Annotated in this window: 13 protein-coding genes; 2 read left to right on the top strand and 11 right to left on the bottom strand. The window is 74.1% G+C overall.

Annotated elements, in window-relative coordinates; translation table 11 throughout:
- Nucleotides 1–10: 10 nt before the first annotated feature.
- From ACR807_RS01660 to ACR807_RS01620, 9 genes are all read right to left on the bottom strand, one after another.
- Nucleotides 11–466 (bottom strand): nuclear transport factor 2 family protein, encoded by a 456-nt coding sequence (locus tag ACR807_RS01660; RefSeq protein WP_438919353.1) that lies wholly within the window; start codon nucleotides 464–466, stop codon nucleotides 11–13.
- A 191-nt stretch (nucleotides 467–657) separates the two neighbouring features.
- The gene (locus ACR807_RS01655) at nucleotides 658–2,364 is read right to left on the bottom strand and encodes an acyl-CoA dehydrogenase family protein (RefSeq protein WP_438919352.1); all 1,707 of its coding nucleotides are present in this window, start codon (nucleotides 2,362–2,364) and stop codon (nucleotides 658–660) included.
- Between the two features lie 131 nt (nucleotides 2,365–2,495).
- Entirely contained in the window at nucleotides 2,496–3,392 is an 897-nt protein-coding gene (locus ACR807_RS01650; RefSeq protein WP_438919351.1) for an SWIM zinc finger family protein, read from the bottom strand.
- A complete protein-coding gene (locus ACR807_RS01645) occupies nucleotides 3,385–6,345 on the bottom strand; it encodes a DEAD/DEAH box helicase (RefSeq protein ID WP_438919350.1) in 2,961 nt (986 codons plus the stop codon). Before ACR807_RS01645 ends, ACR807_RS01650 begins: the two co-directional genes overlap by 8 nt.
- A gap of 166 nt (nucleotides 6,346–6,511) precedes the next feature.
- Entirely contained in the window at nucleotides 6,512–6,781 is a 270-nt protein-coding gene (locus ACR807_RS01640) for a GlsB/YeaQ/YmgE family stress response membrane protein (RefSeq protein WP_438919349.1), read from the bottom strand.
- A 40-nt stretch (nucleotides 6,782–6,821) separates the two neighbouring features.
- Complete coding sequence (locus tag ACR807_RS01635; RefSeq protein WP_438919348.1) at nucleotides 6,822–7,352, bottom strand: hypothetical protein; 531 nt, start codon at nucleotides 7,350–7,352, stop codon at nucleotides 6,822–6,824.
- 10 nt (nucleotides 7,353–7,362) lie between these two features.
- The gene (locus tag ACR807_RS01630) at nucleotides 7,363–8,478 is read right to left on the bottom strand and encodes a DNA cytosine methyltransferase (RefSeq protein ID WP_438919359.1); all 1,116 of its coding nucleotides are present in this window, start codon (nucleotides 8,476–8,478) and stop codon (nucleotides 7,363–7,365) included.
- A 14-nt stretch (nucleotides 8,479–8,492) separates the two neighbouring features.
- Complete coding sequence (locus ACR807_RS01625; RefSeq protein ID WP_438919347.1) at nucleotides 8,493–9,161, bottom strand: very short patch repair endonuclease; 669 nt, start codon at nucleotides 9,159–9,161, stop codon at nucleotides 8,493–8,495.
- 46 nt (nucleotides 9,162–9,207) lie between these two features.
- Nucleotides 9,208–10,320, bottom strand: a complete 1,113-nt coding sequence (locus ACR807_RS01620; protein WP_438919346.1) for a DUF2786 domain-containing protein — start codon at nucleotides 10,318–10,320, stop codon at nucleotides 9,208–9,210.
- An 89-nt stretch (nucleotides 10,321–10,409) separates the two neighbouring features.
- Here ACR807_RS01620 and ACR807_RS01615 point away from each other — a divergent pair, with 89 nt between their 5' ends.
- Complete coding sequence (locus ACR807_RS01615) at nucleotides 10,410–11,081, top strand: hypothetical protein (protein ID WP_438919345.1); 672 nt, start codon at nucleotides 10,410–10,412, stop codon at nucleotides 11,079–11,081.
- A gap of 383 nt (nucleotides 11,082–11,464) precedes the next feature.
- The gene (locus ACR807_RS01610) at nucleotides 11,465–13,384 is read left to right on the top strand and encodes a regulator protein (protein WP_498371965.1); all 1,920 of its coding nucleotides are present in this window, start codon (nucleotides 11,465–11,467) and stop codon (nucleotides 13,382–13,384) included.
- Here the strand turns inward: ACR807_RS01610 and ACR807_RS01605 are convergent.
- Nucleotides 13,310–13,735: a hypothetical protein gene (locus ACR807_RS01605; RefSeq protein WP_438919343.1), complete on the bottom strand. Its 426-nt coding sequence runs from the start codon at nucleotides 13,733–13,735 to the stop codon at nucleotides 13,310–13,312. The genes ACR807_RS01610 and ACR807_RS01605 overlap by 75 nt on opposite strands.
- Nucleotides 13,732–14,931: a CDP-glycerol glycerophosphotransferase family protein gene (locus tag ACR807_RS01600; RefSeq protein ID WP_438919342.1), complete on the bottom strand. Its 1,200-nt coding sequence runs from the start codon at nucleotides 14,929–14,931 to the stop codon at nucleotides 13,732–13,734. Before ACR807_RS01600 ends, ACR807_RS01605 begins: the two co-directional genes overlap by 4 nt.
- Between the last annotated feature and the right edge of the window lie 120 nt (nucleotides 14,932–15,051).

The raw sequence follows: 15,051 nt of genomic DNA, 5'->3' as shown, positions 1-15,051 counted from the left end.
AACCCGTGCCTCAGCTCGTCAGAGCCGGTTCGGCGGTCGTACCGGCGGCGCTGCCGGGCGTCCCGACGTGCTCGCCGTACAGCCGCTGGCCGACCAGGCGTGCACCGTCGAACAGGAAGAACGCGGTGGTGCGCACCCGGAACGGCCGCCCGGTGGGCCCCTCGTCGCACGAGTCGCACGGGTCGCCCGGTCGGGTGCCCGCCAGCTCCAGCTCCGCGATGACCGCGTCGTCCGCGTGGTGCAGCTCCACGAGCGTGCTGCGCCGGTCGGGGCACGCCCGCCGGACCCGCGCGTAGTACCCGGCCAGCTCGTCGCGCCCCTCGAACACCTGGCCGGTCGCGACGACCTCGCACCGCGGGTGGTCGAAGGCGCCCACGGCGGCGTCGAACTCGTGTTCGTTCTCGCATTCGAGCAGTTCGAGCACGATCGCCTCGCGCAGCGCGCGCAGTGCCTTGGACGCGGTCACGGCCCCGTGACCCCCTCTCGAACCGGTAGGAAGCGACCAAACACCGCTTTCGCCCGACCAGTCAAGACGCAGGGGCGCCGCCCGACCGCGGCGCGGGCCCGCCTCGTCCGGTCGGACCGGCCGTCGCTGCGGCACACGTCGGCACGCCCGGCGGCCGATCGGACGCACGCGTCGCCCGACCGGCCCGGTGTTCACGGACGCATCTCGTACGCCCCGGACAACGCGGCCACCGCCTGCCACACCCGGTCGAACCGCCCGCCGTCCGCGACCGGCTTGCGCACCACGCCCAGCGCCCACTCCTGCTGGGCCGGGGTGGACGACGCCTTGCCGTGCAGGGCGACGGCGTAGGCGGAGAAGTCGCGCACCAGCACGTCGAACACCTGGTCCAGCAGGTCGTCGTCCACGCCCGCGGTCGCCGCCCGCTCCAGCACCAGCTGCCCGTACACGACGAGCGTGAACAGGTGGCCGAGGTTGAGCAGGAAGTCCAGGTCCCGCTGCTGGGCCTCGTCCGGCGCGGCGTCGGTGAGCAGGTCCCGCAGGGCCCGCGCCTGCTCGTGGAACAGCGCCGCGTTCGGCACCCGCGCGTGCTCGCGGTAGGGGGCCTCCCAGTCCTGGAACCGGACCTGCCCGAGGCCGCGGGCCGGGCCCTGGCGCCAGAAGAACGCGTCGTCGGCCGGGTCGTGCCGGGTCGGCACCGCGTCGTGCTCGACCGGGTTGAACAGGTAGTTGGGCATGAACTTCAGCACCAGGGCGAGGTTGACGTGGACCGTGCCCTCCAGCTTCGGCAGCGCGCGGATGTCGCGGGCCGCCATCGCGAAGTAGGTGTCCTTCTCGAAGCCCTTGGCCGCGATCACGTCCCACAGCAGGTCGATGACGCGTTCGCCCTCGCTGGTGACCTTCATCTTGGTGATGGGGTTGAACAGCAGGTAGCGGCGGTCCTCGGGGGAGGCACCGCGGAAGTAGTCGACCGCGCGGTCGGAGAACAGCTTCATCGCGGCCAGGCGGGCGTAGGCGTCGACGAAGTTCTGCCGCACGTGCGGGAAGTCGGTGACGCGCTTGCCGTAGAGCACCCGGTTGTGGGCGTGGGTGATCGCCTCGTGGAACGCGTGCTCGTCGATGCCGATGGACGCCGTGCACAGGTTGAACTTGCCGACGTTCACCGTGTTCAGGGCGGCGCTGAACGCGTCCGCGCCGGTGTGCAGCACGTCGTCCGCGCCCACCGGGTAGTCCTCCAGCCGGAACTCGCTGACGAACATCTGCGAGTCGACGACGTTCTTGACCAGGTGGAACGCCTCGTGCTGCGAGTCGACGGCGAAGAACACGTACCCGTCGGGGCCCTCGACGTCGGCGCGGCGGCCGAAGACCGAGACCATGCCCGCGACGTTGCCGTTGCCGATGTAGTACTTGCCGCCGTTGGCGACGAAGCCGTCGCCGGTCGGGGTGAGCACCATGTCGGTGGAGTAGACGTCCGCGCCGTGCTCCTTCTCGGACAGGCCGAACGCGAACACCGCGCCGTCGTCCAGCAGCTCGGCGGCCTTCGCGCGGGCGGCGGCGTTGTCGCTCATCCAGATCGGGCCGAGGCCGAGGACGGTGACCTGCCAGGCGTACCAGTACTGGAGGCCGTAGAAGCCGAGCACCTCGCTCAGGGCGGCGTTGCGGGCGGCGTCCCAGCGCTTGTCGGGGTGCCCGCCCGCCTCGGCGGCCGGCGTGCAGAAGGTCGCGAACAGCTTCTCGCGCGCGACGAAGTCGAGGAACTCGGAGTACCAGACCTTGGCCTGGTCGTCGGCGATCAGCCGGCGCTTGCCGCGCTCCTCGAACCAGTCGATGACCGCGCGCAGCAGGCGGCGGCTCTCGGGGTCCAGGTGGCCGGCGTCGTAGGTGTCGGGGTTGAACAGCACCGGGGGTTCTCCCTTCGTCGTCGCCGCACGTTACCAGTGGGTAACTTGACCGGCCGTCGCGTCGGGGGCCGGGGTCGCCGGACTCCGCGTGCGGTGTGTCGACCGTCACGCCGGAAGGGGTGTCGCCCGCGCTACGGCTCGGCCCGGCGCGGGGACCTCGCGATCCGCCGGTAGAGGGGGCGGAGGTCGTCGGTGAGCGATCTGCCGTCCACCACGAGCGGGTCGAGCTGGTCGAGCAGGGCGTCCGGCCGCGCGGTCCCCGGTTCGGCGGCCTCGGGCACCGCCTCCGCCGCCTTCCGGCGCACCCAGAACCCGGCGAACGCGTCGGCCTCCGGCTCGACCTCCACCTCCGGCGCGGGTGCGGCGGGAGGCGGCGGCTCCTCGTGCGGCAGGGGCGCGCGCAGCTCCCGCAGCCGGTCCAGCAGGTCCTCCCGCGACCGGCCGCGCCAGGCGAGGATCTCGAACGGGTCGGTGTCGAACGACTCGGCGAGCAGGTAGCAGGTCGCGGCGAGGTGCTTGCACGGCACCTCCCAGTCCGGGCACGTGCAGTCCATCGACATCTCGCGCAGCGTGCCCGGGAACAGCGTGAGCCCCAGGTCGGCGAACACCTCCTCGATCTCCGGCGGCATCTCGCCCGCCAGCAGCTTCGCCGCGAAGATCGCCCGGTCGGCCAGCGCGTGCTCGATGCGCGACCACTCCTCGTCGCTGAACTTCCGCACCCCGACCCGCGCCCGGTACGGCTCGCGCCGCGTCCCCGTGACCAGCGCCACGACCAGGCTCGTCGACAGCGACAGGCTCATCACCTGCCCGGTCCGCGCGTACCCGCGCCCGCGCGCCAGCCGCCCGCCCATGCCGAACGACTCCAGCACCTCCACGAACCGCCGCGACCACCACGTCCGCGCCACGTCACCGCGCCTGCTGCGCAGCGTCAGCCCGCCCTCGACGCGCACCGCCCGGCGCGCGCCCGGCCGTTCGCCGTGCCAGTCGTCCCGGTCGGCCCAGTCGTCCCGGTCGGTCCGGTCACCCACTGACGGCCTCCCCGGACAGCGCGAACAGCTCGCGCAGCTCGTTCGTGGACAACTCGGTCAACCAGTCCTCGCCCGCGCCGACCACGAGCTGCGACAGCCCCCGCTTCTCCTCGATCATCCGGTCGATGCGCTCCTCCAACGTCCCTACGGTGACGAACTTGCGCACCTGCACGTGGTTGCGCTGCCCGATCCGGAACGCCCGGTCGGTCGCCTGGTCCTCCACCGCCGGGTTCCACCACCGGTCGAGGTGCACGACGTGGTTGGCCGCCGTCAGGTTCAGGCCGATGCCGCCCGCCTTGAGCGACAGCACGAAGATCGACGGCCCGTCCCGCTCCTGGAACCGCCGCACCATCGCGTCCCGCCTGCCCTTCGGCGTGCCGCCGTGCAGGAACAGCACCTCGGTGTCGAACCGCGCGGCCAGGTGCGGCACGACCAGCGCGCCGAACCCGGTGAACTGGGTGAAGCACAGCGCCTTGTCGCCGTCGGCCAGCGCCTCCTCCAGGATCTCCTCCAGCCGCGCCACCTTGCCCGAGCGCCCGGCGACGCGCGACCCGTCGCCGAGCAGCTGCGCCGGGTGGTTGCACACCTGCTTGAGCCGCGACATCGTGGCCAGCACCAGGCCCTTGCGCTTGACGCCCTCCGCCTCCGCGATCCGGCCGAGCATGTCGTCCACCACGGCCCGGTACAGCGACGCCTGCTCGGCCGTCAACGTGCACAGCTGCTTGACCTCGATCTTGTCCGGCAGGTCGGTGATCACCCGCGGGTCGGTCTTGAGGCGGCGCAGCACGAACGGCCCGGTGACGCGCCGCAGCCGCACCGCCGCCTCCTCGTCGTGGTGGCGTTCGATCGGCACCGCGAAGCGGGCGCGGAAGGTGCTGACCGTGCCCAGCACGCCGGGGTTGACGAAGTCCATGATCGACCACAGCTCGGCCAGCCGGTTCTCCACCGGCGTGCCCGTCAGCGCCACCCGGTGCCGCGCGGGCAGCGACCGCACCACCCGCGACTGCCGCGTCGAGCTGTTCTTGACGTTCTGCGCCTCGTCGAGCACGACCCGGTCCCACTGGACCCCGGCGAGCCGGCCGGCGTCGCGCGACACCACCGCGTACGTCGTGATCACCAGGTCGCAGTCGACGTCGAGCATCCGGTCCGCGCCGTGGTAGACCCGGACCTCCAGGCCGGGCGTGAACCGCGCGGCCTCGCGCTGCCAGTTCCCGACCACCGACATCGGGCACACCAGCAGCGTCGGCGCCCGCGTGCCGTGCTGCCGGTTGTGCGCCTCCAGGGCCAGCAGCTGCACCGTCTTGCCGAGACCCATGTCGTCGGCCAGGCACGCGCCCAGCCCCAGCCGGTCGAGGAACGCGAGCCACGCCAGCCCGCGCCGCTGGTAGGGGCGCAGGTCGGCGACCAGCCCGCGCGGCTGCTCCACCGGCTCCAGCCGGTGCTCGACCCGGCCCGACAGCAGGTCGCCCAGCCAGCCCGTGGCGCCGACGCCGTTGAGCGGCAACGGCAGCTCGGCGTCGTCGGCGTTCATCAGCAGCACCTGCGCGGCCGTCATCCGCCCGCCGCCCCGCCCGAGGAACGCGAGCCCGGCGGCCAACCGCTCCCGGTCGACGTGCACCCACTGCCCGCGCACCCGCACCAGCGGCACCTTGGCGGCGGCCAGTGCGGTCAGCTCGGACTCGCTCAGCACCTCGTCCCCGAGCGCCAGCTCCCAGCGGTAGTCGACGAGGACCTTGAGCCCCAGCTCGCTCTCCTTGGCGACCACACCGGCCGTGCCGCGGCTCTCGGCCTCCAACCGCAGCCCGAGCCGGCGGGGCTGCCGCCACCACGAGGGCAGCAGCACCCCGAACCCGGCCTGCGCCAGCAGCGCGGCGTGGTCGAGGAACTCGTGGGCGCCCTCGACGTCCAGCTCCACCACGGCCGGCCGCTTGGCGCGCAGGGCGCGGTCGAGCGCCGGGTACAACCGGCTCGCCCGGCCCAGGTCGCCGAGCAGCACGTCCTCGGCGCGGTCCACCCACCGACGCAGCACGGCCGCCTTGCCCCGCCACACCTGTTCGGCGTGCACCAGCACGCTCGGTTCGTCCACGGCCTGGAGCAGGAACTCCAGCCGCCACCCGTCCTCCAGGTGACCGCCGTGGTCGGGCGAGCTGAGCCGGAAGCACGTCCGGACAGGACTCTCCCGCAGCCCGCGTGAGCGCCACCGGTCGAGCACCTCGCGCAGCCGGCCGACCTCCGCGTCCGAGCCCTCGACCCGGGGCGGACCGGTCAACGCGCGCACGAACGCCCCGATCGCGCCGTCCCGCCCGGCCGCGCCGCTCTGCCCGGCCACACCGTCCCGCCCGGCCCCGCCCTCGGGCAGGGAGGCGCGCACCTCCCGGTCGACGACCGAGTCGAGCACCGCGAGGACGACCTCGTCCCCGCCGCCCGCGGCCAGGAACGCCGGCGGCGCCTCCGCCACCAGCGCCGAGCACCGGGCCGAGTCCGCGCCGGACAGCGCGGCACGCCACCGGGCCGATCCCTTGTCGTCGATCGCGGGCAGCACCCGACCCCGCCGGACGAGGTCGCGCCCGAACCGCACCACGTCGTTCAGGAAGCGCGCGGACGCGCCCAGGCGGCAGTCGGCGAGGTCGTCGGCGACCTCGTCCTCCCACCGGACGACGGCGACCTCCCACTCCCGCCACCGCACCGCGCCCCGCCCGACGCCCTCGCGCACCAGCTCGGGCGAGGGCACCGGTCCGGACGCGAAGGACGGCAGCCGAACCGCCACCACCTCGCCCGCGCCGGGCCCGGGGCCGTGGCCGACCAGCGACCGCAGCTCCTCCGCGCCGACCGCGAAGGGGTGGGCGACCACCCGCCGCCCCAACCGCCCGTCGACCCGGACGGGCAACAGCGACCCCTCCGCCCACAGGACCACTCGCCCACCACCCACGCCCAAGGCGTGCAGCACGAACACGGCGCCACTCTAGGCACCACGTCCGACAGCCGGTCCGGCCCACCGCACCCCGGGCCCCGGGGTGCCGTGGATCGGCGGTGATCGTCGTCGGTCTCCTTCCCGTGTTCCGGCGTCGCGCCGACCACCCGGGCAGGGCCGGGCGGGCGACACGGGCGCCGCGATGTCGTTACCGGTGTTGCGGGGTCCTCGTGCGCGCCAGGGTGGTGACGCCCACCCCGGCCAGGCCGACCTGGAGGGCCAGCTCGATCCAGTCGACGCCGTCCGTCTCGGACACGCCCAGCACCGACGCCGCGAACGTGCCCAGCAGGGCTGCCGCTATGCCCACGAGCAGCGTCATCAACAGCGAGACCCTCTGCCTGCCCGGCACGACCAGTCGCCCCGCACCGCCGATGAGCACGCCGAAGACGAGCGCCGAGATGAGCCCGGTGATCTCCATGGGACGTCCTTTCCCCGATACTCGAAGTCCACCCCGAGCATCACCCCGCCCCCGCCCCGCGCGGATCGGGCGTGCCCCTGACCCGCCCCTGATCCCGACCCTGAACGCCGAACACCTCGGCGGCCGGTCCCGACAGCGCCCGCCCCGGGACGTCCGGGTCGCACCCGGCCTTCGCCAGCCGCGACCTGATCGACGTGGGCGTGCGTTCCAGCCGCCTGGCCAGGGCGCGGATCAGCTCCGCGGCACCGGTGCCGGGCTCCGCGCCCAGCCACGACGTGCGCAGCGCCTCCTCCAGCTCCTCCGTCCACGGCTGGTTGGCGTTGGCCGGCCTCCCGCGCGCCGACACCGGCGGCGGGGCGCCCAGCGTGCCCAGGGCGTCGAGGACCTGGCCCAGCAGCCTGCCGATCCTCGCCCCGGCGTCCGCGGGCAGGCGCAGGACGCCCTCGGCCACCAGCGCGCCCGCCGTGTCGGTGCCGGCCAGTTCCAGGGACAGCTCCGGGTCCGCGCTCGCCACCAGGCGGTAGGTGGTGGAGCCGATGCGGACCGAGTTCTCGTACGTGGTTGTCGTCATGCCGACGACGTTACGGACGGGGTCCGACAATTCCGGTGCGGTCGCAGAGGACGCAGGACGGATCGGGGGAGGATTCACCCGTTAGGTACGGCCTGAGGTGCTCGGCGATGGCCTTCGCCAGCATCGGCGGCACGGCGTTGCCGATCTGGCGGGCCACCTCGATCTTCGACCCGCACCACTCGAAGGAGTCCGGGAACGACTGGAGCCGCGCCGCCTCCAGGTGCGTGATCGGCCGGTCCACGCGGTGCCCGGCCGGCCCCGGCTCCCACTGCGGGTGCAGGTAGCGGCCCTTCTCCGGCTTGTAGAACTCGGTGCGGATGGTCAGCGACGGCTCGTCCCACCGCATCCGGCCCATCACGTCCGTCGTGCCGGTCTTCTTCTCCCGCCAGCACCGGGGCAGCAGCTCGTCCGGCAGGTCGAACCGGCCGCCGCCGGGCGGGACGTGCCGGTAGCGCTCGCGCGACAGCGGCGTGGGGTTGCGCCCGATGTGCAGCTCGGCGCTCTTGAACGACCCGGGCAGCCGGCGGCCGAAGAACTCCACCTGCGACGTCGGCAGCGACGTCGTCACGGGCCTCTCCGGCAGGCCGCGCAGCACGTCGCCCACGGTGTGCCAGCGCCCGCGCGGGTGGGTCGGCGCGGGCAGCGGGATGCGGCCGACCCGCGACCCGATCACGATGGCCCGCCGCCGCCGCTGGGGCACGCCGAAGTCCGCCGCCAGCAGCACGCCCGCGGACAGCTCGTAGTCCTCGGTCTCGGCCTGGAGCAGCGCGAACTCGGTCGAGGTGAGGAACCGGTCCACGTTCTCGATCACGAACACCGCGGGCTCGGCCCGCCGCACGAACCGCAGGTACTCGCGCCACAGCGAGTTGCGCGGGTCGTTCACGTCGCGCGACCCGAGGTTCGAGAAGCCCTGGCACGGCGGCCCGCCGACGACCACGTCCACCTCGGGGACCGCGTCGTCGGGGATGGACGCGATGTCGGACCACCGCATGTGGTCCTCGCCGAAGTTCGCCGCGTACGTCGCCGCCGCGTGCAGGTCCCACTCCACCGCCATGACCGGCGCGTAACCACCGGCCGCGGCGAACCCGGAGGTCATGCCGCCACAGCCGGCGAACAGGTCGATCATGGACAGCACGGACCTCACGGTAGCCGACCGCGCCGCCGCTCCAGAACCGCCGCCCGCACCCGGTCCGCCGCACCCACCGGGTCCTCGTGCTCCCACACCCGCACCGACAGCCAGCCCTCCTCGGCCAGCCGCCGGTCGGTGTTCGCGTCGCGCGCCCGGTTCGCCTCGATCTTGGCGCGCCAGAACTCGCCGTTGCGCTTGGGCCACGTGCCGTGCTCCGGGCAGCCGTGCCAGAAGCAGCCGTCGACGAACACGGCCACGCGGGCGGGCCCGAACACCACGTCCGCCTCCCGCCGCACGGCGCGCACCGGCCGCCGGTGCACCCGGTAGCGCAGGCCGAGGCGGTGCAGCTCGCGCCGCAGCGCCACCTCGATCCCCGTGTCGCGCGAGCGCTGCTTGCTCATCCGGGCGCGGACGTCGTCCGTCGTCTCCAGGTTCGGCACCGGGCCATGATGGCTCACCCGGGGTGCGGCACCTCCCGCAGCCTCCGCGCCGCGCGGCCCGCCGCGCGGGGTGAGCGGCAGCCGGTCCACCCACGCGTCCACCCCGAACACCAACTCCGCCAACGGGTGCGCGCGCACCTCACACCCCGTGCCCGCGCAGCACCGCGCGCTGCGGCACGCGGCCTCGACCTCGGTCACCCGCTCGACGGCCGCGCACTCGTGCGCCACCACGCGCTCCACGACGCCGGTCCGCGCGCGGAACCAGCCGTGGAAGCGCAGGCGCGGGTCAGTCGAGCGACAGGGTCGCGCGGTCGGCGGCCGAGCGGCCCGCGTCCCACCCGGCGGCGCTGCGCACGGGGGTCGTCTTCGCCACCGTGCGCGTGAACATCGCCCCGAAGTACTCGTCCACCTCCCTGCGCCGCGCGGCCAGCACGGGCAGCAGCCGGTCGTCCTCGGGCACCGCGTTGGCCGCCTTCAGCCGCTCGCCCACCCGGTGCGCGTAGGACAGCAGGAACGACTTGCGGTAGGCCGAGGACCGCGACTCGTCGCCCTTGCGCGCCCGGTCGCCCGCCGCGACCATCGCGCGCGTCGCCTGCACCAGCAGCGACGCCGACAGCAGCTCCACGATCTCCAGGTCCATCTCCTCGCCGACCAGCGCGACGAACCCCAGGTCGTACACCACGGCACGGCACCGGTTGGCCTCCGCGACGACGTGCACGACCTGCGCCTTGCCGTCGAAGTACTTGCGGTCGAGCCACAGCCGCCGCGACGTCGTGGTCCCCGCCTCCACCGGCATCCGCTCCAGGGCGTGCCGCGTCACCAGCTCCTGCGCCTTGGCCGACAGCGCCTCCGCCTCCTCGGGGAACGCCGTCGACTCCGCCTTCGCCAGCAGCCCGCGCACCCGGTTGAGCACCTTCGGGTCCACGCCGTGGTGGTCGAACGCCGCCATCGGCGTGCCCGGCCGCGGCACGATCACCGGCAGGGCGGGCAGCGCGAGCAGCACGCCGAGCGCGTCCACCGCCGCGGCCACCGCGTCGTCGCGCAGCTCGATGTGCCGCCGCGCCCACTGCTCCAGGTGCGGTTCGCCGGTGTCCCACCAGACCTCGGCGCCGATGCCCTCCACCTGCGCCCGCCAGCGCGGGTGCACGGCGGTGTGCCGCGCGGTGTCCGCCGCGATGGCGTCCACGAGGAACGACAGCGCGCGCTCGTCCGCGTCGCGCCGCACCGCCTCGTACACGTCGCCGGGCAGCCACCCGTGCTCCCACAGGTGGTCGAGGGCGCGGCGCAGCACACCGCCCACCGCGGCGTCCACGTCGGCGGCCGGCAGTCCGGAGGTGCGCGGCAGCCTGGCCCGGCGGTTCGCCGCGGCCCGCCACAACGCCTCGTGCAGGGAGTCCACGACCGCCGATTGTCCTCTTTCGGGTGCGCTGTCGACGAACCTGCTGCGTGCCGCTCCCCACACCCGGTCCCACGTGCCAGCCTCGCGCCGTGAGCCGGAACACGCAGCGCCCGAAGCGCCGATCGATCGTGGTGGTGAACCGTCCACTGGGGACGCCGCTGACCCCGGCCCAGCACCGAGTCGTCCTCCGCTGCCGCACCCTGCCGCAGCTGACCGACCCCCTCGAGGCCGAGCTGACCGTCAGCACCGCCGTGGCGGACGCCCGCCCGGACGAGGAGTTCTGGGCGGGCCTCATCGAGCACGCCGTGTCCTACCCGAGCCTCCGCAACCACGCCCTGCTGCGCGTCCTGGCCGCCACCCTCACCGGCCGCCCGCGCGACTGGGCCGCCGGCGCGGTCCTCCCGGCCACCCCGCCCCTGACCGCCGGGGGCGCCTGGATCTGCGACCGGTCGCTGGATGCGGGCTACCTGGCGCTGGTGTGCGACTACGCGTTCGCAGGGGACGAGCACGCGATGGTGTTCCTGATCGACGAGCTGTCGGGCGGTGTCGTGCGCAAGGCGTTCGTGACGCGGAACCACCTGGCCGCCCGGACCGACCTGGCCTCGAGGGGCGAGCTGACGGCGATCGGGACGGAGGCCGCGCACTGGCTCCTGGCCAGGTCCTACCACCGCCTCGACCGCGACACCCGGATGGCGGTCGACGTCGACGTGCAACGCACCAGACTGCTGGTCGACCGACGAATAGCGCTCGCTTTCAGGTGAGAATGCGGCGGATTGTGACGGTTCTCATCGCCCCGCTGGTCCGGTTGAATGTCGAGTTCGTTCGTTCAGGTCTTTATCGGGGTGTGTCCCGCGTCGTACGGTCGTGGTGGTCGGCAAGACACGCCACGGGGGTGCGTATGTCGCGATCGGGTGAGGCGCGGGACGGTCGCGACTGTGCCTACAACCTGCTGTCGGGCGAGGTCCGCGGCGGTGTCGTCCAAGCGGGTGAGGTGCACGGCGACATCGTGTTCCACACCGCACCGTCCACTCCGGTCCCGGTGCCGCGCCAATTGCTGGCCGCTCCGGCGCATTTCACCGATCGCCGTGACGAATTGACTCGATTGGGTGACTTCCTGGGGGAGAGCAGGAAGCGCGGGACGCGCATGCTCACGGTGCTCAGCGGTCCCGGTGGCATCGGCAAGACGGCGCTCGCGCTCCAGTGGGCGCACGAGGTGGGGGACCTGTTCGGCGACGGCCAGCTCTACGTGGACCTCGCCGGGTTCAGCGGCGCGCGGCCGGTCCTCCCGGAGGAGGCCCTGGGCCTGTTCCTGCGCGGTCTCGGCGTGTCGTCCCGCGAGGTGCCGGCGGACCTCGCCGAACAGGCCGCGCTGTACCGCTCGCTCACCGCGGACAAGAAGCTCCTCGTGCTGCTCGACAACGCCTACTCCGCGGCGCAGGTCAGGCCGCTCGCGCCGAACTCGCCCTCCAGCGCCGTCCTGGTGACCAGCCGCAGCCGGTTGACGGGCCTGGTCGCGGAGGGCGCGCGGCTGCTCGACGTCGGACCGCTGGCCGCGGCGTCGGCGCTGCGGTTGCTCGCCGAGGTCGTGGGCAGGCGCGTCGTCGACGAGCCCGACCCGGCCGAGGCCCTGGTGGACATGTGCGGCGGCCTGCCGATCGCGGTGCGGGTGGCCGCCGCGCGCCTCGCGACCAGGCCGCAGTGGTCCGTGCGGAAGGTGCTCGCCGAACTGGGCGACGAGCGCCGCCGGCTGTCGGTGCTGTCCGCGCCCGAGCTGTCCGTGCAGACGACGTTCGACCTCTCCTACCGGGCGCTCCGGTCGTCCGCGGCGGCCCTCTACCGCAGGCTCGCGCTGCACCCCGGTCGGGAGTTCGGCGCCCCGGTCGCCGCGTCGGTGCTGGACGGCGACGACGACCCGATGGCCTCCCTGGAGGAACTGGTGGACGGCAACCTCGTGGAACCGGTGGGGGAGGGCCGCTACCGGTACCACGACCTGCTGCGGCTGCACGCCCGGAACACGGCCGACGCCGAGGACGGCGCCGCCGCGCTGGAGCGGGTCGTGCGGCGGGTGGTCGAGTGGTACCTGGTGGGCGCCATGGCGGCCGACCGCGTCGTCACCCCGCACCGCAGGCGGCTGGAGTACGGGTTCACCACCGAGCCGCAGGACGTGCCGGGGTTCGCCGACCGGGAGTCCGCGCTGGCCTGGCTGGAGGAGGAACGGCCGAACCTGGTCGAGTGCGGTCGCGTCGCCTCGGAGAGGGGGTGGTGGGAACTCTCGTGGCAGCTCGCGGACGTCATGTGGCCGCTGCTGCTGCACAAGAAGCACTACCGGGACCGGCTGGAGATCGACGAACGGGGCGTCGAGGCCGGGCGGCGCTGGGGCAACGCGTTCGCGGAGTGGGAGATGCTCAAACGGCTCGGCATGGCGTGCACGACGCTGGGCCGCTACGACGAGGCGCGGGCGCACCTGGAGGCGTCCGCCGACCTCGCCCGGTCGATGGCGGACCCGTGGGCCACCGCCGCCGTGCGGGAGGCCTCCGCCCTGCTCGAGACCGAGCGCGGCAACCTCGCCGACGCGACCGCGCTGTTCGCCGGGCTGGCCGAGGACTACCGCGGGCTGTCCGCCGACCGGGCCCTCGGCCTCACGCTGGTCAACCTCGGCGCGGTGCTGTCCCGGCTCGGCAGGAGCGACGAGGCGACGGCCGCGCTCGACGAGGCCGAGGTCCTGCTGGGCGGACTGCCCGAGCCCGATCCCTACAACGCGGCGCGCGTCGTGGTGGCCCGGGCCGAGGCGCACCTGAGGGCGGACCGGCCGGCGCAGGCCGAACGTGCGGCACTCGACGCCGTGGAGGCGATGAACGCCCTCGGCTCGCCGAGGGGGGCGGCCGACGCGCACCGGTTGGCGGCGCAGGCGCTGGAGCGGTCGGGGAGGCCCGAGGAGGCCGCAGAGCACTGGGCACGGGCTCTGCGGCTCTACCGCGGCATCGGCTCCTCACGGGCGGCCGAGATCGCCCAGCGGCTCGACCGCCCCGACGGTGACCCCGAGCCACCCGCACGCGACGGTTGACCGCGCCGAGCGGTGCCGACCGCACCACACGGGCAGCCCTCGCCGCGACAGCGCGCGCAGGTCCAGGCGCGACACGTGCCAGGCGTAGAGCGACCGGGCGGCGGAGAGCACGGCCGCCTCGGCGTCGAGGCAGCGCGCCGCGACCCCGACCGGCCTCAACCCGACCACGTCGTCGAACTCGGTGCGCACGACCACCAGCGCGGGCGACACCGCGACGAGCAGGGCGGCGAACGGGTTGGCCTCCCGGAGCGACGCGGTCACCGCGCGCCCGTCCACCTCGGTCGCCGCGCACAGGACGACGTCGGCCAGGCCGTCCGACCCGGTCGACCAGCGCACGACGGGGTCGCTCACCGCATCCCTCCCAGCGGTGCCGGGACCGGGGGCACGGCGCGGTGGCGACCCGGTTCGGGGATGTCGAGCAGCCGGTACATGACCCGGCGCAGCTCGGCCGACGACCGGCCGGGCTGCGAGGTCAGCCGCTCGCGGACCGCCTCGCCCAGGGCCGCGGCCCGCGGTGCCGCCGCCTCGAACTGCTCGCGCACCGGGACCCCGGGCCGGAACCTCGGCGCGGTCCGGCGCAGCAGCTCGTGCGGCGACCCGCCGCTGGTCGCGCTCTGCACCGGCGGGGCCACCAGCACCACCGGCCGGTCGACGGCCGCCGCGTAGACGCCGACCGAGCCGTGGTCCGCGACGACCTGGTCCGAGGCGATGAGCGCGACCCGCCAGTCCACCTCCGGCCCCAGCACGACCAGGCCCGCCTCCCGGCACTCCGCGAGCCACGCGTCGACCTGGCGCCTGCCGTGGCCGAACCACGCGGCCGGGTGCACCAGCGCCATCACCCGAACCCCCCGCGGCGTCAGTTCCTCCAGCAGGCTGGGCAGCAGGTCCTCGAACCGCGCGAACAGCGAGTGCAGCCCCCACGTCGAACTGACCACGACGACCTCCTCCCCGGGCCGCACGCCCAGCGCGGCGCGGTACTCGTCCCGGCGCGGCAGGCTCGCCACCAGCCGGTCGTAGCACGGGTCCCCCGCCACCACCGCCACGTCGACCGCCTGCGGGCACTGCCGCCGCAGCACCTCCCGCTCGTCGTCGTGCGCGAGCACCACCGCGCTCGGCAGCACGCGGCCGTTGTGCACCAGGCGCTGCGCGTCCAAGCCGTAGACGACCTGCCCCTCGCCGGTGGCGAACGCCTTGCCGTAGCCCGCGCCGTGCGGCATCACCACCAACGGCGCGTGCACCTCGTGCAGCCCGCCGTAGGCCGCCGCGACGGCGAGGTCGAACCGCTCCCGGACCGCCATCTCCCACGGCAGCACCAGCCCGCCCTCGGCGTGCAGGAAGTCGGTGACCCCGTTGCCGAACGCGTCGGGCGCCTGCGTGAACACCACCTGCACCCTCGTGTCGCTCTCGATCAACTGCACGGCCTCCAACAGCCGCTGCCCGCTGGTGACCGTGTGCACCACCGCCAGCACCGACGAGCAGCCGGCGCGGCTCACCCACTGCGGCGCGTCGAGCCCTATCGGCACCCGCGGCCACTCCTGTCCTGTCATGCGCTCCCCCTCGCGTAGCAACCCTGGGGGAGAGGTTGACAGCCGGTTTTGCCGCGAACTTGCAGTTCGCTTGCACCCCGCCGATCGCCCCGGTCCGTGTCGCCGATTCGGACGAATAAT

The sequence above is a fragment of the Saccharothrix sabaoui genome (genome assembly GCF_051756985.1).
In the GTDB taxonomy this organism is placed as follows: domain Bacteria; phylum Actinomycetota; class Actinomycetes; order Mycobacteriales; family Pseudonocardiaceae; genus Actinosynnema.
This window is presented reverse-complemented; position numbering and strand designations above follow the sequence as displayed.

What these genes read in the sequence shown, in the direction of transcription:
- ACR807_RS01640 (WP_438919349.1), bottom strand. Translation starts at nt 6,781, where the DNA reads ATGGAGATCACCGGGCTCATCTCGGCGCTCGTCTTCGGCGTGCTCATC.
- ACR807_RS01635 (WP_438919348.1), bottom strand. Translation starts at nt 7,352, where the DNA reads ATGACGACAACCACGTACGAGAACTCGGTCCGCATCGGCTCCACCACC.
- ACR807_RS01630 (WP_438919359.1), bottom strand. Translation starts at nt 8,478, where the DNA reads ATGATCGACCTGTTCGCCGGCTGTGGCGGCATGACCTCCGGGTTCGCC.
- ACR807_RS01610 (WP_498371965.1), top strand. Translation starts at nt 11,465, where the DNA reads ATGCTCACGGTGCTCAGCGGTCCCGGTGGCATCGGCAAGACGGCGCTC.
- ACR807_RS01600 (WP_438919342.1), bottom strand. Translation starts at nt 14,931, where the DNA reads ATGACAGGACAGGAGTGGCCGCGGGTGCCGATAGGGCTCGACGCGCCG.